The 18,014-nt window shown below is 69.4% G+C and carries 15 protein-coding genes; 11 read left to right on the top strand and 4 right to left on the bottom strand.

Features of this window, described 5'->3' with window-relative positions:
- The first annotated feature begins 368 nt into the window (after nt 1-368).
- From ACRWNM_RS01380 to ACRWNM_RS01390, 3 genes are all read left to right on the top strand, one after another.
- Nucleotides 369-5,318, top strand: a complete 4,950-nt coding sequence (locus ACRWNM_RS01380; RefSeq protein ID WP_431962592.1) for an NAD-glutamate dehydrogenase — start codon at nt 369-371, stop codon at nt 5,316-5,318.
- A 401-nt stretch (nt 5,319-5,719) separates the two neighbouring features.
- Nucleotides 5,720-6,145, top strand: coding sequence for an acyl-CoA thioesterase (locus ACRWNM_RS01385; RefSeq protein ID WP_431963561.1), 426 nt, complete (start codon nt 5,720-5,722; stop codon nt 6,143-6,145).
- Nucleotides 6,146-6,190: 45 nt separating this feature from the next.
- On the top strand, nt 6,191-6,856 hold the full coding sequence (locus tag ACRWNM_RS01390; RefSeq protein WP_431962594.1) for a hypothetical protein: 666 nt from the start codon (nt 6,191-6,193) through the stop codon (nt 6,854-6,856).
- 224 nt (nt 6,857-7,080) lie between these two features.
- On the opposite strand, the gene ACRWNM_RS01395 is transcribed toward ACRWNM_RS01390, so the two are convergent.
- The gene (locus ACRWNM_RS01395) at nt 7,081-7,392 is read right to left on the bottom strand and encodes an AzlD domain-containing protein (protein ID WP_431962596.1); all 312 of its coding nucleotides are present in this window, start codon (nt 7,390-7,392) and stop codon (nt 7,081-7,083) included.
- A complete protein-coding gene (locus tag ACRWNM_RS01400) occupies nt 7,389-8,213 on the bottom strand; it encodes an AzlC family ABC transporter permease (protein ID WP_431962598.1) in 825 nt (274 codons plus the stop codon). The genes ACRWNM_RS01395 and ACRWNM_RS01400 overlap by 4 nt, the downstream gene beginning before the upstream one ends.
- 80 nt (nt 8,214-8,293) lie before the next feature.
- Here ACRWNM_RS01400 and ACRWNM_RS01405 point away from each other — a divergent pair, with 80 nt between their 5' ends.
- Complete coding sequence (locus ACRWNM_RS01405; RefSeq protein WP_431962600.1) at nt 8,294-8,860, top strand: helix-turn-helix domain-containing protein; 567 nt, start codon at nt 8,294-8,296, stop codon at nt 8,858-8,860.
- A gap of 3 nt (nt 8,861-8,863) precedes the next feature.
- On the opposite strand, the gene ACRWNM_RS01410 is transcribed toward ACRWNM_RS01405, so the two are convergent.
- Entirely contained in the window at nt 8,864-9,580 is a 717-nt protein-coding gene (locus ACRWNM_RS01410; protein WP_431963563.1) for an HNH endonuclease, read from the bottom strand.
- Between the two features lie 238 nt (nt 9,581-9,818).
- On the opposite strand from ACRWNM_RS01410, the gene ACRWNM_RS01415 reads away from it, so the two are divergent.
- The 7 genes from ACRWNM_RS01415 to ACRWNM_RS01445 all read left to right on the top strand — a co-directional run bounded on the left by ACRWNM_RS01415 (nt 9,819) and on the right by ACRWNM_RS01445 (nt 14,583).
- On the top strand, nt 9,819-10,223 hold the full coding sequence (locus ACRWNM_RS01415; RefSeq protein ID WP_431962602.1) for a globin: 405 nt from the start codon (nt 9,819-9,821) through the stop codon (nt 10,221-10,223).
- An 85-nt stretch (nt 10,224-10,308) separates the two neighbouring features.
- Entirely contained in the window at nt 10,309-11,940 is a 1,632-nt protein-coding gene (locus tag ACRWNM_RS01420) for a glycoside hydrolase family 13 protein (protein WP_431962604.1), read from the top strand.
- A 103-nt stretch (nt 11,941-12,043) separates the two neighbouring features.
- Nucleotides 12,044-12,322 carry an aa3-type cytochrome oxidase subunit CtaJ gene (ctaJ, locus tag ACRWNM_RS01425; RefSeq protein ID WP_431962606.1) on the top strand — a complete coding sequence of 93 codons (279 nt, stop codon included), beginning with the start codon at nt 12,044-12,046 and terminating at the stop codon, nt 12,320-12,322.
- Nucleotides 12,309-12,773 carry a DUF5130 domain-containing protein gene (locus ACRWNM_RS01430; protein ID WP_431962608.1) on the top strand — a complete coding sequence of 155 codons (465 nt, stop codon included), beginning with the start codon at nt 12,309-12,311 and terminating at the stop codon, nt 12,771-12,773. The genes ctaJ and ACRWNM_RS01430 overlap by 14 nt, the downstream gene beginning before the upstream one ends.
- Nucleotides 12,774-12,916: 143 nt before the next feature.
- Complete coding sequence (locus tag ACRWNM_RS01435) at nt 12,917-13,720, top strand: NAD(P)H-binding protein (RefSeq protein WP_431962610.1); 804 nt, start codon at nt 12,917-12,919, stop codon at nt 13,718-13,720.
- A gap of 249 nt (nt 13,721-13,969) precedes the next feature.
- Nucleotides 13,970-14,386 (top strand): hypothetical protein, encoded by a 417-nt coding sequence (locus tag ACRWNM_RS01440; protein WP_431962612.1) that lies wholly within the window; start codon nt 13,970-13,972, stop codon nt 14,384-14,386.
- The gene (locus tag ACRWNM_RS01445) at nt 14,383-14,583 is read left to right on the top strand and encodes a DUF6186 family protein (RefSeq protein ID WP_431962614.1); all 201 of its coding nucleotides are present in this window, start codon (nt 14,383-14,385) and stop codon (nt 14,581-14,583) included. The genes ACRWNM_RS01440 and ACRWNM_RS01445 overlap by 4 nt, the downstream gene beginning before the upstream one ends.
- Nucleotides 14,584-14,848: 265 nt before the next feature.
- Here the strand turns inward: ACRWNM_RS01445 and pepN are convergent, their stop codons facing one another.
- Nucleotides 14,849-17,455 carry an aminopeptidase N gene (gene pepN, locus ACRWNM_RS01450; protein WP_431962616.1) on the bottom strand — a complete coding sequence of 869 codons (2,607 nt, stop codon included), beginning with the start codon at nt 17,453-17,455 and terminating at the stop codon, nt 14,849-14,851.
- Between the last annotated feature and the right edge of the window lie 559 nt (nt 17,456-18,014).

Genomic DNA, 18,014 nt, shown 5'->3' on the forward strand with positions numbered 1-18,014 from the left:
GATCGAAGGAAATTCGGTCCTCTCCCTCTCGCCCGCGAAACCGGCTGCGGCGCACTTTCGTCTCGGCTTCGACCATGCGCGATTTCAGAAGGACTTAGTCCGCTGACGCGTATAGGGTAGGAACCGTGCATGCGCAGGCGCTGTCCGGGCAATGGGTCCTTCCCACCGCGATCGCGTCTACGTGACGTTGCCGGTCCGATCGGGTGCTGTGCCGAGATCATCGACCTCGGCAATTCAGCGGCGAACGCTCGGTATCGGTGAACACCCTGCAATTGGAAGGGAATTCACCCCCGCGCCAGCACGGCACAGTTACCCTCGGACCGGCGTCACTTTGTTGCGGAACCGAATCCGAGGGAGTTGGCGAAAAAATGACGGTCTCGTCCGAATTGTCCGGTGCGGCGTGGGTCGCGAGTTTGCCGCAGGCGCTGCGCGGTGATCTCGCTCCCCTCGAGGAGGCGTATTTCCGCCACGTCGACGCGGGCGATGTGGACTGTGCGATCACTGGCATCACCCAGATTTTCCGGCGACACCTGGAATTGGCCATGACGCGCCAGTCCGGGCGCGCCTTGGTCCGGGTCTATCACCCGGACGACGGGTCCGGGCTCGGCGCCGCGGTCCAGGTCGTGACCGACGATATGGCGCTGCTGGTCGAATCGATCACCTCGTCGCTGAGCCGGATCGGGGTGAGCGTCAGCGAGGTCATCCATCCGATGTTCGAGGTGGAGCGCGACGCGGACGGCCGGTTGACAAGGGCGGTGCCGCACGAGGTCGACGCCAACGGCTCGATGCCGCTGCGCGAGTCCTGGATGCACCTGCAATTGCACCCGTCGACCAGCCGCGCTCAGCTCGAGCGGATCGAAGACTCCATGCCGGACGTGGTCGCCGACGTCCGGCAGGTGATCGGTGACACCGAGGCCATCGAAACTGTCCAGCGCGCCTTGGCCGACGACCTGGAGAAGGCGGCGAAATCCGGTGTCGCGCCGTTCCCCGCGACCGATCTGGTCGATTGCGCCAATCTGTTGCGCTGGCTCGGCGAGGGTAATTTCACGGTGCTCGGCTACGCCCGGTACCGCCTCAGCACCGAGGGCGAGAAGACGGTGTCGAATCCGCTGCCCGGCACCTGCCTCGGCGTGCTGCGCCCGGACGTCGGCACCGATTTCCGGGTACCGGTCAACGGCGCCGATCGACCGTTGCTGACCCTGATCCAGGGTCTGGTGCCCGCCACCGTGCATCGTTCGGTGTACCCGTATTTCGTCGGGGTCGCCGATTTCGACGGGTCCGGCGCGATCATCGGCGAGCACCTGTTCATCGGTGTGTTCACCGTGACGGCTATGCACGAGAACGTGCTCGACATCCCGATGATCGGTCGCCGGGTGCGCGCGGTGATCGAGGAGAGCGGTTTCGATCTGGACTCCTTCTCCGGCCAGGCCATGCTCGAGGTCATCCAGAGTTTCCCGCGCACCGAGCTGTTCTCCTCCGACAACGAGACGATGCGGCGCACCGCCACCGCGGTGCTCAACGTGGGCCTGCGCCGCCAGGTCCGGCTCTTCCTGCGCCTGGACACCTACGGCCGTTTCGTGGCCTGCATGGTGTACCTGCCGCGCGACCGCTACACCACCCGGGTGCGGCTGGAGATGCAGGAGATCCTGGTCCGCGAATTGGGCGGCGTCTCCATCGACTATTCCGCGCGGGTGAGCGAAAGCGAGCTCGCCAGTGTGTATTTCACGGTGCGGATGCCCGACGCCGAGTTCACCGCGCCCGCCGTGCCCAGCGAGGCGCCCGTCGTCGCTGACACCTCCGAAGCCAACCGGTTGCGCATCCAGCGCCTGCTCGCCGAGGCGAGCAACACGTGGGACGACCATCTCAACGACGAGGTGAGCACCTCGACGGTGCTCGACCCGGCCGTGGTGCAGCGCTACGCCGCGGCCTTCCCCGAGGGGTACAAGCAGGACTTCAGCCCCGGCCGCGCCCTGCGCGACATCGGCAGGCTGGAGCGCTTGGCGGAGGGCGCCATCGCCCAGCACCTCTACCGCAAGCCGGAGTCGGAGCCCGGCTCGTGGCGCTTCACCCTCTACATCGGCGGCACCGGCATCTCGCTGAGCCAGGTGCTTCCGGTGTTGCAGAGCCTCGGCGTCGAGGTGGTCGACGAGCGGCCCTACCAGATTCAGCTGGAGCCGACCGCGCCCGGCGGCGCGAGCGTGGAGCGCTGGATCTACGATTTCGGCCTGCTGGCCCGCCCCGAACTGCTGCGCAGCTCCTTGGACCGCGATCTGGACGCGGAACTGCTGGAGTCCCCGGCGCGCGCCGACGCGCTGGAGGCGGAGGTGCGCGGGCTGCGTGAACGCTTCACCGATGCCTTCGAGGCGGTCTGGTACGGCCGCGCCGAGGCCGACGGGCTCAACGAGCTGGTGCTGCGGGCGCGGCTGCCGTGGCGAGCGGTGTCGATCCTGCGCACCTACGCGAAATACCTTCAGCAGGCCGGCTTTCCGTACAGTCAGGCCAACATCGCCCGGGTGCTGCTGACCTCGCCGGATGTGGCGCGGTTGTTCGTCGACCTGTTCACCGCGCGGTTCGATCCGGACATCGTCTCGGCCGAGCACGCCGCCGAGCTGGAGACCCAGCTGCGCGCGCGCATCGATGAAGTGGTGAGCCTGGACGCCGACCGGATCCTGCGCGCGATCCTCGGCCTCGTCAAGGCGACGCTGCGCACCAACTACTATGTGACCGACGCCGAGGGCATGTCGCGCGACTACGTCTCGATGAAGGTCGAGCCGCGTGAGATCGCCGAATTGCCCAAGCCGCGACCGCAATTCGAGATCTTCGTGTACTCGCCCCGGGTCGAGGGCGTGCACCTGCGGTTCGGTCCCGTGGCGCGCGGCGGCCTGCGCTGGTCGGACCGCCTGGAGGATTTCCGCACCGAGATCCTGGGCCTGGTGAAGGCGCAGGCGGTGAAGAACGCGGTGATCGTCCCGGTCGGCGCCAAGGGCGGATTCGTGGTGAAGCAGCCGCCCGCGGCGACCGGCGACCCGGTCGCCGACCGGCAGGCGCTCGGCTCGGAAGGCGTCGCCTGCTACCGCACCTTCATCTCCGGCCTGCTCGACCTCACCGACAACGTCGACCTGACCACCGGCCGGGTGCTGCCGCCCGCCCGGGTGATCCGCCGCGACGCCGACGACACCTACCTGGTGGTCGCCGCCGACAAAGGCACCGCGACCTTCTCCGACATCGCCAACGACGTGGCCCAGAGCTACGGATTCTGGCTCGGCGACGCGTTCGCCTCCGGCGGCTCGGCGGGCTACGACCACAAGGCCATGGGCATCACCGCCAAGGGTGCGTGGGAGAGCGTGAAGCGCCACTGCCGCGAGATGGACATCGATACCCAGACCGAGGATTTCACCGTGGTCGGCATCGGCGACATGAGCGGCGACGTGTTCGGCAACGGCATGCTGCTCTCCGAGCACATCCGCCTGGTCGCGGCGTTCGACCACCGGCACATCTTCCTCGATCCGAATCCCGATGCCGCGCGGTCGTACCGGGAGCGGCAGCGCATGTTCGCCTTGCCGCGGTCCTCGTGGGCGGACTACGACGCCTCGCTGATCAGCGCGGGCGGCGGCGTCTGGGATCGCACGGTGAAGTCCGTGCCGATCAGCCCGCAGGCCCGGGCGGCGCTCGGCCTCGGCGACGAGGTCGAATCGCTCGCCCCGCCGGAGCTGGTGCGCGCGATCCTGCTCGCGCCCGCGCAACTGCTGTGGAACGGCGGCATCGGCACCTACATCAAGGCGAGCACCGAATCCAACGCCGACGTGGGCGACAAGTCCAACGACGCGGTGCGCGTCAACGGAAACCAGTTGCGGGTCAGGGTGATCGGCGAGGGCGGCAACCTGGGCGCCACCGCGCTCGGTCGCATCGAGTTCACCAGCCACGGCGGCAAGATGAACACCGACGCGCTGGACAACTCCGCGGGCGTGGATTGCTCCGACCACGAGGTCAATATCAAGGTCCTGCTCGACGGCGTGGTCAGCGGCGGGCTGTTGCGGGAAGAGGAGCGCAATCCGCTGCTGGCGTCGATGACCGACGAGGTCGCCAGGATGGTGTTGCGGGACAACGTGTCCCAGAACTTCCTGATGGGCATGTCGCGCTTCGAGGCGCCGCGCATGATGAACGTCAACATGCGGCTCGTCGACGAACTGGAACAGCGCCGCGGCCTGGATCGCGAGCTCGAGGCGCTGCCCTCCGACGCGGAGATGAAACGGCGGCAAGAGGACGGCGGGGGCCTGTGCTCGCCGGAACTGGCCAATCTCATGGCGCACGTGAAGCTTTCGCTCAAGGTCGACCTGCTCGACTCGGATCTGCCGGACATGGCCCACTTCGCGGCGCGGCTGCCGGAGTACTTCCCGACGCCGCTGCGGGCCCGTTTCGGCGGCGCCATCAAGAAGCACCGGCTGCGCCGGGAGATCGTCACCACCATGATCGCCAACGAGGTGGTGGACTACGGCGGGATCAGTTACGTGTTCCGGCTGACCGAAGAGGTCGGGGCGACGACCATCGACGCGGTGCGCGCCTTCGCCGCGACCACCGAGATCTTCGATCTGCACACCATGTGGGCGCGGATCCGTTCGGCCGACATCCCGATCTCGGTGCGCGACGAACTGGAGCTGGAGACCAAGCGCACCCTCGACCGGGCCTCGCGCTGGCTGCTCAGCAACCGTCCGCAGCCGGTCGCGGTCGGCGCCGAGATCAACCGGTACAGCCGGGGCGTGCGCGAGCTGGCCTCGAAGGTGCCCGGCTGGTTGCGCGGCCACCACGTGGCGACGCTGACCGATCAGTCCGCCGAGTTGATCGCGCGCGGCGCGCCGACCGACCTGGCCACCGAGGTGTTCGACCTGCTGAACATGTTCCCGCTGCTCGACGTGCTCGACATCGCCGACATCACCGACCGCGACGGCGAGGAGGTCGGCGCGCTGTACTACGCGCTGAACGACCACCTCAAGATCGACTGGTTGCTCCAGGCGGTGAGTCACCTGGAGCGCGGCGATCGCTGGCACGCGCTGGCCAGGCTGGCGCTGCGCGACGACATGTACGGTTCGCTGCGCTCGCTCACCCTCGACGTGCTGTCCGCCGGTGAACCGGAGGAGACCGCCGACGAGAAGATCGCCTACTGGGAGTCGAAGAACCAGTCCAGGCTGGGGCGCGCCCGGGCGGCGCTGTCGGAACTGTTCGAATCCGGCGCGCACGACCTGGCGACGCTGTCGGTGGCGGCGCGGCAGGTGCGCAGCATGGTCAGCGGTGTCGGCGCGCAGTCGGAGGTGCCGCGCTAGGCGTACTTCCGCCTTCGCCGCGGCCGCGCACGGACGGGCGTCCGGCGGCGTCGATCACGTAGGTTCCGGGCCGTGCGCGGACCGGGAACGGGTGGTGTCCGGCCGCATCGACACGGGCACGCGGCGGGGGTCGCGCCGAGACGGTGAGACCCCCGCCGACCGCCCCCGGCAGGACTCGTCCGGCCGAGATTGCGATACTGGTTGTCGAAGATCGGTCTCGGTCCGGGCGCGCCCCGGGTCGCAGTGTCGGAGTTGTCGGATTTTCCAGACCCACGATCTCGCCTCGTCTGCCTGTTGCGGCGCCGCAGCGTGTGCGTCCTGGTGAGTGACTGGGCGTCCACCGGAGGTACCACACAGTGACGAATTCGTTGAACGGTGACAGGAAGGCCCACGGTGGTTCCGTGCTGCTGCCCAAGCGTTTTCACGCCAAGGTAGAGATCCGGTGGTCCGATATGGACGTGTTCCAGCACGTCAACCACGCCAGGATGGTGACGCTGCTGGAAGAGGCGCGGATCCCGTGGCTGTTCGAGGACGGCCGCCCGACCGCCGCGATGCGGTCCGGTTGCGTCCTCGCCGACCTGCACGTGCGCTACCGCGGACAGCTGCGCCACGAGGACACCCCGCTCGACATCGCGATGTGGATCGAGCGGCTGCGCGCGGTCGATTTCACGGTCGGCTACGAAGTGCGGGCCAACGGCGCGGCGCCGGATTCGCCGCCCGCCGTGGTCGCCACCACCCAGCTCGCCGCGTTCGACATCGACACCCAGCGCCTGCGCCGCCTCACCGAGCCGGAGCGCGAATACCTCGCCGAGTGGATGGACAAGTGACCGCGACGTGCTGAGCGCCGGTCCGCTGACGACAGAACGGTTGTGATGGCAGAGCAGCGGGTGCTGCACGTTTCCGATCCGGCCGAACGGGAGAACCTCGCTACCTTCCTGAGCAGGGTGGTGCGGCTCGACCCCGCCGCGGTGGTGCGGCTGCGCCGCCGCGGCGAGCGCTATGTATCCGCCTGGGTGGCTACGGGTTTCGAGGCGCTCGCGGTGCGCACGGTGATCGCCGAACTCGGCGTGGACGATGTGACCGTCGGCGCCGACTCGGTGCTGGCCGGGCTGAGTACGGGCAGCCCGATCGACCTGGGGTACTCGATGGACTCGGCCTGGCGCGGTGCGCTGCCGCCGGTCGCCGGATTCGCGCACGTCGACGATGTGCCCGCTCGCACGCTCGTCGAATTGGCCGAGCGCGGTGCGGAATTGGCCAAGAAGCACGGCAGCCAGCACGGGCCGCCCGCCTCGCTGCTCGACCAGACCGTGCTCACGGTCTCGGCCGCCGATACGGCGGTGGAGGTGCCGATGCGCGTCGTCTTCGCGCTCACCGCCATGGATTTCATCCCGCACTCCGGTGACAAGGCCGAGTCCCGCCGCATCCCGCCCGCCGAGATCGTCCGCGTGCGCGCGACCGCCACCTGGTTGCGTCTCGACGCGCGCTACGGTTCGGTCGCCCGCCGCCGCGCGGGCAGTATCCCGCTGCTGCCCAGCTGAACGCCCGCGAACGAGGACAGCGCCGTCGGCGAGACGGCCGCGGGAGCAATGGGCAGCGGGCCGGTAGCGTCTCGGCCGTCGCCGCGGCCGCCAGGATGGCGACCAGCAGCAGTGCGCCGCCACGCGGGGACCCCGCCGACCCTTGCCCGCCGGGCCGGGCTGGTGTCGGCTGCGCCTCTAGTGCTGCGGCGTGGCAGGCGTGGTCGCCGAGCCTGTGCGGCAGATTAGGAAACTCCGACGAGCCGCAGCACGGCGGTAGTGGCCGCGGCTGCCAAGATGACGACAAGCAGCGGACTGCGCCGCCACGCGAGTACACCACCGACGACCACCCCGGCGGGCAGCGCGACGCCGACGTGCCCGGTGCCGAACGGCAGCGTCGTCACGGCCACCAGCGCGGCGAGCAGCACGACCGCGCCGATCTCGAGCAGTTGGCGCGCGCGTTCCGGGAAGCGCACGCGGCTGCGCAGCGCGGGTCCAGCCCAGCGGAACGCGTAGGTGCCCGCGGCGAGGGCGATCACTCCGGCGGCCAGCATCATCGGGATTCCCTCGCTCCGCAGTCGCACGGGTCGTCGTTCGGCATATCGGTCTCGTTGTCGGCCCGCTCGTCGTCCGGGGCGCGCGGCACTGGCGTTGGCCCAGCGCATGCCGGGCTGCCGGTGCTCACGGAACCCGGCGCGTCCCTGGCGGTTCGTCCGAGATCGATCGCGGCGACGACCACTCCGGAGAGCGCGAGCAGCACCGGCAGACCCGCGGGCAGGAACGGCGCGCTGAGCACCGCGACGGCGGTGCCTGCGCACACCGCGCCGCAGGTGGTCCGATCGCGCAGCGCGGGAACGACCAAGGCAAGCAGCACCGCCGGAAACACCGCGTCCAGGCCGAACACCGAGGTGTCGGGCACCACCGTGCCGATGAACGCGCCGAGCGCCGCGCCACCCGGCCAGGCGAGCAGGACGCCGAGCCCGCAGGTCCAGTAGACGGCGCGGCGGCGGTCGGGCGCGGATTCGGCGAGCGCCATCGCGACCGCCTCGTCGTTCATCACGTGCACGCCGATCAGGCGCCGCCACCCGGTGCCGACCACGTCGGGCACCGACAACCCGTAGGGCAGATGCCTCGCGTTGACCAGCAGCCCGGCCAGGGTGGCGGCGATCGGATTGCCGCCCGCGGCGACGATGCCGATGAACAGGAATTCCGCGCCGCCCGCCAGCACGACGGTGCCGAGCAGAACGGGCAGCCACACCGGGAAACCCTCGGCCACCGCAGTCGTACCGTAGGACACGCCGATGACGCCGACCGCGAGGCAGACCGCCGCGATGCCGGACAACGTGTCCCGATCCAGTGTTCGCCATATCGAACGCATGTAGCTTATAGTGAACATGGCAGGCCGGTTCGTCAATATGGTTTTCTGTTGGGCGGTTCGGACTCGACGGGAGCTGGGGAATGGCGCAGAACCACACGACGACGACGCCGCAGGCGGTCATCGCCGCCTCGCTGCGCCGCGAGCGCACCCGTGCCGGGCTCTCCCTCAGCGAGGTGGCCAACCGGGCGGGTATCGCGAAATCGACGCTGTCGCAACTGGAATCGGGGAGCGGCAATCCGAGCCTCGAGACGCTGTGGGCGCTGTGCGTCGCGCTGGACATGCCGTTCTCGCGGCTGCTGGACCCGCCGCGGCCCGCCGTTCACGTCATCCGCGCGGGCGAGGGCCCCGTCGTCGCGGCCGAGCAGTCGGAGTACCGGGCGACGCTGCTCGCGTCCGGTACGCCGAACGCCCGCCGCGACCTCTTCCGCATCACCGCCGAACCCGGCCACTCCCGCGAATCGGATCCGCACATCCCCGGCGTCGTCGAGCATGTGCTGCTGGCGACGGGCCGGGCGCTGGTGGGGCCGATCGAGGCTCCGGTGGAGCTGGGACCGGGCGACTACATCGCGTACCCGGGTGACGCGCCGCACGTCTTCGAGGCGCTCGAACCCGGAACCTGGGCGACGCTCGTCATCGAGTACGGCTGAACCTCAGGCGGCCCCTTCGCCGAGGTACTGCAACCAGAGCGGATCCAGGTCGGAAGTCGTGGACAGCAGCCGCCAGTGCGGGCCCTGCGGGGAGATCAACGGCGAACGCAGCGTCCAGCCGAGCTCGCTGAGCAACTTGTCGGCCTTGCGGTGGTTGCACGGCGCGCAGCTGGCCACGCAGTTCTCCCACGAGTGCTCGCCGCCGCGGCTGCGCGGGATGACGTGGTCGATGGTCTCGGCCTTGCCGCCGCAGTATCCGCAGCGATAGCGGTCGCGGTGCATGAGCGCGGCCCTGGTCATCGGGACGCGGGCGCGATAGGGAACGCGCACGTAGGTGCGCAGTCGGATGACGGAGGGAACAGCCACCTCGGCCCCGGCGGAATGGACTACCGGTCCTTCGGGATTGTGGTGCACGGCGTCGGCTTTGTCGCAGATGAGCAGGACGACGGCACGGCGGGCGGACAGCGCGGTGAGCGGCTCGTAGGTGGCGTTCAGAAGCAACACCCGGCGCTTCAACCAGTTGGCGGTCTCGGACTGGACCGGCGTGAGGTGGTGGCCGTGATCGGCGCGAGGAGGCTCACCGGGGCGATGCGGCGTTCCCGGATGATGGTCGGACAAGATGTGCAGCGGAGTAGCCCCCGACCCACGATTGTGGACGTCGGCGGGCTTTAGTTGTCGGTGGGTCCTGGCCTCGTGTGACCGGCCATGCCGCTGCTTCATGTGGGTGACCCCGATTTCGTCAGCTTCAAGATCATGTGATATCTCCGCGGAGACTGCCACCAATATGACCATGGAACCCGCCTCATTGCACGGTGATTTCGCACAATGTTGGGTTAACTGCCGCTGAAGAGCCGCCGCTCCGCTATCTGGACCGCCGTCGCGTGGTCCGTCCTGCCGTGGCGGCTCGCTTCGCGACGGGCACAATGGAGTGCGGGATTCGACCAATCGAGAGGACCTGATGAGTTCGGGCGAGCAGACCACGACGTCGTTCTACGAGGCGGTCGGCGGCGCGGAGACCTTCCGGCGGATCGTGGCGGTGTTCTATCGCGAGGTGGCCGCCGACGAGATCCTGCGCCCGCTCTACCCGGAGGAGGACCTCGGCCCCGCCGAGCGCAGGCTGCGCATGTTCCTCGAACAGTACTGGGGCGGTCCGCGCACCTACTCCGACGAACGCGGCCACCCGCGACTGCGCATGCGGCACATGCCGTTCACCATCGGCCCGCTCGAACGCGACGCCTGGCTGCGCTGCATGCGGATCGCCGTCGCCGAGATCGAGCCGGACGTCCTCGACGACCTGCGCCGCAAGGCACTGCTCGAATACCTGGAGATGGCGGCGTATTCGCTGGTGAACGCGCCGATGTGAGCCGCTGCGCGGCCCCGGGGCGCGGAGATCGATTCGCTGTGAATTAGCCAGATAGTGGGACATGCCCTCGCCCGAGGGGAATTCGATGATTCTCTTTGGCACTATTGCGAACGTGACAGCTACACCCGCCGCGCAGGCGCCTGCGGATCGCAGTGACCGAGAGTGGTGGCGATCCGCCGTGTTCTACCAGGTCTACCCGAGGTCCTTCGCCGATTCCGACGGCGACGGCATCGGTGATCTCGGTGGCGTCCGCGAGAAGCTCGGCTATCTGGAACTGCTCGGCATCGACGCGCTGTGGATCTGCCCGGTGATGCGTTCGCCGATGGCCGACGGTGGCTACGACGTCGCCGACCCGCGCGACATCGACGCGCTCTTCGGTGGCATGGCCGCCTTCGACCAGCTCGTCACCGAGGCGCACGCCCGGAAACTCAAGGTCACCATGGATTTGGTGCCGAACCACACCAGCCGCGAGCACCCCTGGTTCCACGCGGCGCTTGCCGCCGCGCCGGGCAGCGCGGAACGGGCGCGCTACATCTTCCGCGACGGGCGCGGACCCCACGGCGACGAACCACCCAACAACTGGCCGAGCATTTTCCGCGGCCCCGCGTGGACCAGGGTCACCGAGCCCGACGGCACGCCAGGCCAGTGGTACCTGCACCTGTTCGCGCCCGAACAGCCCGACCTGAACTGGGAAAACCCCGAGGTCGTCGCGGATTTCGAGCACACGCTGCGCTTCTGGCTCGACCGCGGGGTGGACGGGTTCCGCATCGACGTGGCGCACGGCATGGCCAAACCGCCTGGCCTGCCGGACCTGGAGACCGTCTCCACCAAGATGCTGATCCACGACGACAGCGACCCGCGCTTCAACAACCCCGGCGTGCACGACATCCACCGGCGCATCCGCAAGGTGATCGACGAATACCCGCACGCGGTGTCCATCGGGGAGGTCTGGGTCGACGACAACGCCCGCTTCGGCGAGTACGTGCGACCCGACGAACTGCACCTGGCCTTCAACTTCCGTCTGGCCGAGACCCCGTTCAGCGCCGACGCGGTGCGCCACGCCATCGACAACTCGCTGGCCGCGGTGGCCCCCGTCGGAGCCGCGCCCACCTGGACGTTGTCCAATCACGACGTCGAACGCGAGGTCACCAGGTACGGCGGCGGCGCGACCGGATTGGCGCGGGCCAAGGCGATGATCCTTGTCGAGCTGGCCCTGCCCGGGTCGGTGTTCGTCTACAACGGCGCCGAACTGGGCCTGCCGAACGTGGACGATCTACCCGAGGACGTTTTGCAGGACCCCCTATGGGAGCGGTCCGGGCACACCGAACGCGGGCGCGACGGCTGCCGAGTGCCGATCCCGTGGGAGGGCGAGCGGCCGCCGTTCGGGTTCACCGCGGCCGAGCGCTCCTGGCTGCCGATCCCGCCGGAGTGGGCCGGGCTGAGCGTGGAGGCACAGTTGGAGGAACTCGGGTCGACCCTCTCGCTGTACCGGATGGCGATCGAATTGCGCGGTCTGCGACCGGAATTCGCGGGTCCACGGATCGAGTGGTACGGCAGCCCTGCGGGGTGCCTCGCCTTCCGCCGCCCCGGCGGGCTGGTCTGCGTGCTCAACGCGAGCGCGGCGCCGATCCCGCTGCCGCCCGGCGAACTGCTGTTGGCCAGCGCACCGCTGACGAACGGGCAGCTGCCGCCCGACGCGACGGCCTGGCTGGTCTGAGGCAGGGTCGAGCGGTGAACGGGAGGCCGCGGCCGGGTTTCGACACGGGGCGAGTGGACGACCGGTCGAGCGTCTACTACACAGCATCGTCTACCGTAAGGCCGTGAGCATTCTCGAGACAGTGCTGATCTTCGTCGGCATCCCGCTGGTGATCTACGCGGCGATCGCCGGATTGTCGTTTCTCGGTAAGCCGCTGCCCGGCGAGAAGCCGGTTCACTTCGAACTGGGTCAGAAGTGGACCGCGGCGCCGGTGCTGTGGAGTGCGACCGACGAGGTGACCGGACACGGCCACCACGACACCACTCAGTCGCATGGCAGCCATGCGGCTATCGAATCTGCCCAGGTTGAGCTGATCGGAGGCCGGGCAAGTGGCAAGTTCTAATTGGCCCGCGGTGGTCGAGGCCGACCTCCCGCACGGGTACGCCCTCACCAGCAGCGGACGCGTGTCCGGTGTGCACGAGGCAGGCGACGTCTTCAAGGAAGCCCCGTTCAGCGATGAAGAGCGGCTCGCCATGGACAACGTGCTGACCGAGGCGACCAGGGCGACCAAGGTGCGCTTCAACGTCTACGTCGGCGATCTCGGCGCCGACACGGCCGCGGGCGCGGACGCGCTCTTCCCCTCGACCCCCGAGGCGGCGCGTTCGGTGCTCATCGCCGTCTCGCCCAACGAGAAGGCGATCGAGGTCCGCTCCGGCCACGAGGTGGCCGACCGCGCGAACGATCGCGTCTGCCAGCTCGGCCTCACCGCCGCGCTCAGCTCGATCCGGCAGGGTCAGCTGATCGACGGTCTGATCTCCGCGGTTCGCGTGATGGCCGCCGCCATCGGTCGCTGACCCACACGTCACCAGCGTGCTCGCGGCGCGCTCATCCGAATTCGGGTGAGCGCGCCGCAGGCGTTTCCGGGTGTGCTTGCGGCGCTGAAGGATTCGTGAATTGGGGGTTGTCGGGAACTCCGGGGCGCAGGCACGGTGGATGCATGAAGATTCTTGTCACGGGAGCCACCGGCAACATCGGCCGGAAGGTGGTCGATCACCTGCTCGCGGGCGGCGCCACCGACGTCAGGGCGTTGTCGAATCACCCCGAGCGAGCCGGACTGCCCGCGGGCGTCGAGGTCGCGCACGGCTATCTGCGGCGGCTGTCCTCGCTGCCCGCCGCGTTCGACGGCGTCGACCGCCTGTATCTCGCGCCGGTGCTGGAGACGGTGGACGAGGTCGTCGCGCTGGCGAAGGCGGCGGGCATCCGGCACATCGTCGACCTGTCCGGTGACGCGGACACCGACTGGCAGCCGATCGCAAAGGCCGTCGAGAGCTCCGGCCTGGACTGGACCCACCTGTACGCGGGCGAGTTCAGCGAGAACGCCGCCCAATGGGTCGAACAGATCAAGGTCTCCGGCGAGATCCGCGATCCCCACCCGGCGGCCGCGAACGCGCCGATCGCCATGGACGACATCGCCCGCGTCGCGGCGAAGGTGCTGCTCTCCGACGGGCACGCGGGCAACACCTACGAGCTGACCGGCCCGGAGACGCTCACCAGGGCCGACAAGATCCGCAGCATCGGCGCTGCCCTCGGGCGGGACCTCACCGTCGTGCAGGCCTCGCGCGACGAGGCCATCCGCCTGCTCGAACCGGCGATGGGGCCCTACGCGGAGTGGTACGTCGACGGGATAGCAAGCATGGTCGAGCATCCCCAGCGGCCCACGACCACCGTCGCGGACGTCACCGGCGCACCGGCCACCACCTTCGCGCAGTGGGCGCGGGACAACGTCGAACTGTTCCGTTGAGGGCGGCGCGATCACGGTCGCGCCCATGTCGCGGTCGGTCTCCACGGCACCCGCTTTCGACCGGTGAAGTGCTGTTCTGCCGCCGAGATCCTCCCGGGGTCGGGCGCCCCGCAACGAGAGGGCGGCGTCGTCCCCTTCTTGCCGGGTCGCGCCCTCTCGACGGGCACGGCCACGCTCGGGCGGTCGGCGAGATCGTTCATTTCCGCTGACCCGCGCACTCGGCCACCGACGCGGTCGTATTCTGCGACGGTGGCAGCGGAGTCGACGTCCGCCGCGCCTCCGTCGAGCGGAAGGCGCGCCCTGCTGGCGGTCTGCTCGATCGTGCTGGCGGCGGGCGGAGCGCTGACCCGGCCGTTCGGTTGGCCTGCGACCGTCCTGGTGCTCCTCGCGGGCGCGGTTGTGTTGGTCCGGGCGATACGGTGCCCGACCTCTGCCGAGCCGAAGGACGCTGCGGTGCGCCGGGGTACGGCGGTCTGGTCCGCGCTGCTGCTCGCGGCCGCCGGTTGGGAGGCGTACGCGTTTGTGCGCCAACCGGATTGGACGAAACCGAGCGACCAGCACCCGACCCTCTCGACGCTGCTCGACCCGGCACTCGAACAGGGCCCGCTGCGCTTCGCGGGCTGGCTGATCTGGCTGGCCGTCGGCTGGTGGCTGGTGACGCGATGACCGAACGCGCCGTCGTCGTCACGGGTTTCGCCGTCCTGCTCGCGCTGGCCCTCGGCCTGACCGCGCTCGCGCACCTGCGCCGCGACCTGATCGCCCCGCTGACCGAAGTGGCCACCGCAGCCCTTGCCCGCCGACCAGTGCGGATCATCGCCGCACTCTGCTGGGCATGGCTCGGCTGGCACTTCCTGGCGCGCTGAGCAGGTCGGTCGCACAGAGGCATCACACGCCTCACACAGGTGTCGACGGTGTGACGCGTCGACAAGATGTGTGGGTGTCGATTCGGCTCCGAGCAAGGGCTCGTCGTGGCGGATGAACGCACTGCCGCCAGGTGGTTTCACATGCGGATCAAGCGCCTCACAGGTGTCGATGCTGTGAGGTGTCGGAACGGTGTGTGCGGTCGATTTCGGGGCGGGCGGGTTTCGTCCGGTGGGGATGCGCGGCATCCCCACCGGACGACCGGGGCTACCTGGCGTCGAAGGCGCGGGCGCGCAGCGAGCGTTCGATGCCCGCCTTGCCCTCGGAGACCAAGCGGCGCAGGGCGGGCGGGTGGTTCTCGGCGAGGAACTTGTCCGCCACCGCGACCGCGTCGTCGGTGATCTCCCACGCCGGGTAGAGGCCGACGACGACGGTCTGCGCGACCTCGCTGGAACGGCGCTCCCACACGGCCGGGACCTCGGCGAAGTAGCGTTCCACGAACGAGCCGAGCAGCCCGCCCTGGCCCGCCGGGGCGAACCCGCCGACGATCGCGCGCGCGGTGATGTTGGGGACCGAATCGTCGTTCATCACCGTGTTCCACGCCTGTTCCTTGACCTCGGCGATCGGCCGCGCGGCCGACGCGGCCGCGGCTTGGCGCTTGCCCGCGGCGGTCGGGTCGTTGGCGAGCTCACGGTCGATGGCCGGGGTGGCCACGCCCTCGGCGTCGATCTCGCCCGCCGCGGCGAGCGCGGTGACGAGGCGCCAGCGCAGATCGGTGTCGACCGTGAGCCCGGCCAAGCCGAGCGCGGCCGGGTCGCCGTCGAGCAGTTCGCGCAGCACCTCGGTGTGCCAGGCCGACAGCCGCGCGCCGGTCAGCGCGTTGACGAAGGCGAGCTGGTGATCCGAGCCCGGCTCGGCCTCCCGCGCCAACTCCAGCAGCCGGTCGGCGAATGCGGGCCAGCCGACCGAGTCCGCCCACGCCGGGTCGGCGTAGCTGCCGATCGCGGTGTGCGCCTGCATGAGCAGCCGCTGCACCACGCCGATCTCGGATTCCGCGCCGACCCCGCGCTGGACGAGGGCGACGAAATCGCGGGCCTTGAGCTCGGCCTGCCTGGTCATCTCCCACGCCGCCGACCAGGCCAGCGTGCGGGGGAGCGGTTCGGCGATGTCGGCGATCCGGTTGACGAGCACGTCGAGCGAGTCGGCGTCCAAGCGCACCGAGCAGTAGGTCAGGTCGTCGTCGTTGACCAGCACGAACTTGCCGCGCGGCACGCCGGCCAACTCGGCTACCTCGGTGCGCTCGGCGGCGTCGAGGTCCAGCTCGACGCGGTGGGTGCGGACCAGCTTGCCGTCCTGATCGTCGTAGACGCCGACCGCCAGCCGGTGCACACGCCGCTCGCCCGCGCCGGGAGCCGCGCCCTCCTGGATCACCGCGAAGGAAGCGAACTTCCCGTCGGCATCGACCTGGAAATCGGGCCGCACGATGTTCAGGCCGGTGGTCTTGAGCCACTGGGCGCCCCAGGTGGACAGGTCGCGTCCGGAGGACTTCTCCAGTGCGCTCAGCAGGTCGTCGAACGTCGCGTTGCCGTAGGCGTGTTCGGCGAAGTAGTCGCGCAGACCGGCGAGGAACGGTTCCAGCCCGACGTAGGCCACCAGCTGCTTGAGCACGCTCGCGCCCTTGGCGTAGGTGATGCCGTCGAAGTTGACCTCCACCGCCGCCAGGTCCGGGATGTCGGCGGCGATCGGGTGCGTGGAAGGCAGCTGATCCTGCCGGTACGCCCAGGACTTCTCCACGTTCGCGAAGGTGGTCCACGCGTTGGTGTACTCGGTGGCCTCGGACTGGCACAGCACCGAGGCGAAGGTGGCGAACGACTCGTTCAGCCACAGGTCGTCCCACCACCGCATGGTGACCAGGTCGCCGAACCACATGTGCGCCATCTCGTGCAGCACGGTCTCGGCCCTGCGCTCGTAGGACGCGCGGGTCACCTTGGACCGGAAGACGTAGTCCTCGAGGAAGGTCACCGCGCCCGCGTTCTCCATCGCGCCCGCGTTGAACTCCGGCACGAACAGCTGGTCGTACTTGCCGAACGCGTAGGGCACGCCGAAGTTGCGGTGGTAGAAGCCGAAACCCTGCTTGGTCTCGGTGAAGAGGCGCTCGGCGTCCATGTGCTCGGCCAGCGAGGCGCGGCAGAAGATGCCGAGCGGGATCGAGCCGTGCTCGTCGGTGTAGGAGTCGGTCCACTTCGCGTAGGGGCCCGCGATCATCGCGACCAGGTAGGTGCTCATCCGCGGCGTGGTGGCGAAGGTGTGCACAGCGACGGAGGGCCCGGACGAACCAGCGCCGACCTCCTCGCGGCTGCCCGCTCCGTTGGAGACGACCTCCCAGTCGGCCGGCGCGGTGGCGGTGATGTCGAAGGTGGCCTTCAGGTCCGGCTGGTCGAAGCAGGCGAACATGCGCTTGGCGTCGGCGGTCTCGAACTGCGAGTACAGATAGACCTTGTCGTCGGTGGGGTCGACGAATCGGTGCAGGCCCTCGCCGGTGTGTGAGTACACGCAGTCGGCTTCGACGACCAGCTCGTTGCGTTCGGCCAGGGCGGTGAGCGCGATGCCCTTGGACTCGTCGTAGTCGGAGACGTCGAGCGCGACGCCGTTGAGCACCGCCGAGCGCACGCCCGCCGCGACGATGTCGATGAAGGTGCTCGCACCCGGTGTCGCGGTGAAGGTCACGGTGGTCTTCGAGCCGAACGTCTCGTCGACCGCGGCGTCGGCGCTGGTCGCCCGGTCGGTGAGATCGAGTTCGATGCGGTAGTTCTCGACGACGACCGTGGCGGCACGCTCGATCGCCTGGTCGCGGGTGAGATTCGGGGCAGACATGGAACTCCTTCGCTCTTCGACGAACACGGCACGGTGCGGGCTCGCGGCGGGATCGCCCACCGGGAGCGCGACAGCGTCCACAATGCCACCGGGCGAGTCCGCCCGCGCGGAACTTTCTCGCCAACCCTAGTGCGCGCGGCCGGACGCGTAGTCCGTCCTCGGACCGCGCGGGCCGTGGCGAATGCGGAGGTGCGTCTGATGTGCGCAGGCGGACGCCTTCGTCCTCGAACCGTGCACGGCCGGAGCGTATGCGGAGGTGCGTCTGATGTGCGCAGGCGGGCGCGGTCCCGTTCTCGAACCGTGTATGGCCGGAGCGCATGCGGAGGTGTGGCTAGTGGGCGCAGGCGGGCGCGGTCCGTTCTCGAACCGTGTATGGCCGGAGCGCATGCGGAGGTGTGGCTAGTGGGCGCAGGCGGGCGCGGTCCCGTTCTCGAACCGTGTATGGCCGCAGGGAATGCGGCGGTGTGGCTAGTGGGCGCAGGCGGGCGCGGTCCGTTCTCGAACCGTGCACGGCCGCAGCGCATGCGGAGGTACGGCTGGTCGGCGCAGGCGGCGGCAC

Origin of the sequence: Nocardia sp. bgisy134, assembly GCF_965341865.1 — a bacterium.
Lineage (GTDB): Bacteria > Actinomycetota > Actinomycetes > Mycobacteriales > Mycobacteriaceae > Nocardia.

Coding starts and splice junctions, on each gene's coding strand:
- ACRWNM_RS01380 (WP_431962592.1), top strand. CDS start 369: ATGACGGTCTCGTCCGAATTGTCCGGTGCGGCGTGGGTCGCGAGTTTG.
- ACRWNM_RS01390 (WP_431962594.1), top strand. CDS start 6,191: ATGGCAGAGCAGCGGGTGCTGCACGTTTCCGATCCGGCCGAACGGGAG.
- ACRWNM_RS01395 (WP_431962596.1), bottom strand. CDS start 7,392: ATGATGCTGGCCGCCGGAGTGATCGCCCTCGCCGCGGGCACCTACGCG.
- ACRWNM_RS01400 (WP_431962598.1), bottom strand. CDS start 8,213: ATGCGTTCGATATGGCGAACACTGGATCGGGACACGTTGTCCGGCATC.
- ACRWNM_RS01405 (WP_431962600.1), top strand. CDS start 8,294: ATGGCGCAGAACCACACGACGACGACGCCGCAGGCGGTCATCGCCGCC.
- ACRWNM_RS01410 (WP_431963563.1), bottom strand. CDS start 9,580: ATGAAGCAGCGGCATGGCCGGTCACACGAGGCCAGGACCCACCGACAA.
- ACRWNM_RS01415 (WP_431962602.1), top strand. CDS start 9,819: ATGAGTTCGGGCGAGCAGACCACGACGTCGTTCTACGAGGCGGTCGGC.
- ACRWNM_RS01420 (WP_431962604.1), top strand. CDS start 10,309: ATGATTCTCTTTGGCACTATTGCGAACGTGACAGCTACACCCGCCGCG.
- ACRWNM_RS01435 (WP_431962610.1), top strand. CDS start 12,917: ATGAAGATTCTTGTCACGGGAGCCACCGGCAACATCGGCCGGAAGGTG.
- ACRWNM_RS01445 (WP_431962614.1), top strand. CDS start 14,383: ATGACCGAACGCGCCGTCGTCGTCACGGGTTTCGCCGTCCTGCTCGCG.
- pepN (WP_431962616.1), bottom strand. CDS start 17,455: ATGTCTGCCCCGAATCTCACCCGCGACCAGGCGATCGAGCGTGCCGCC.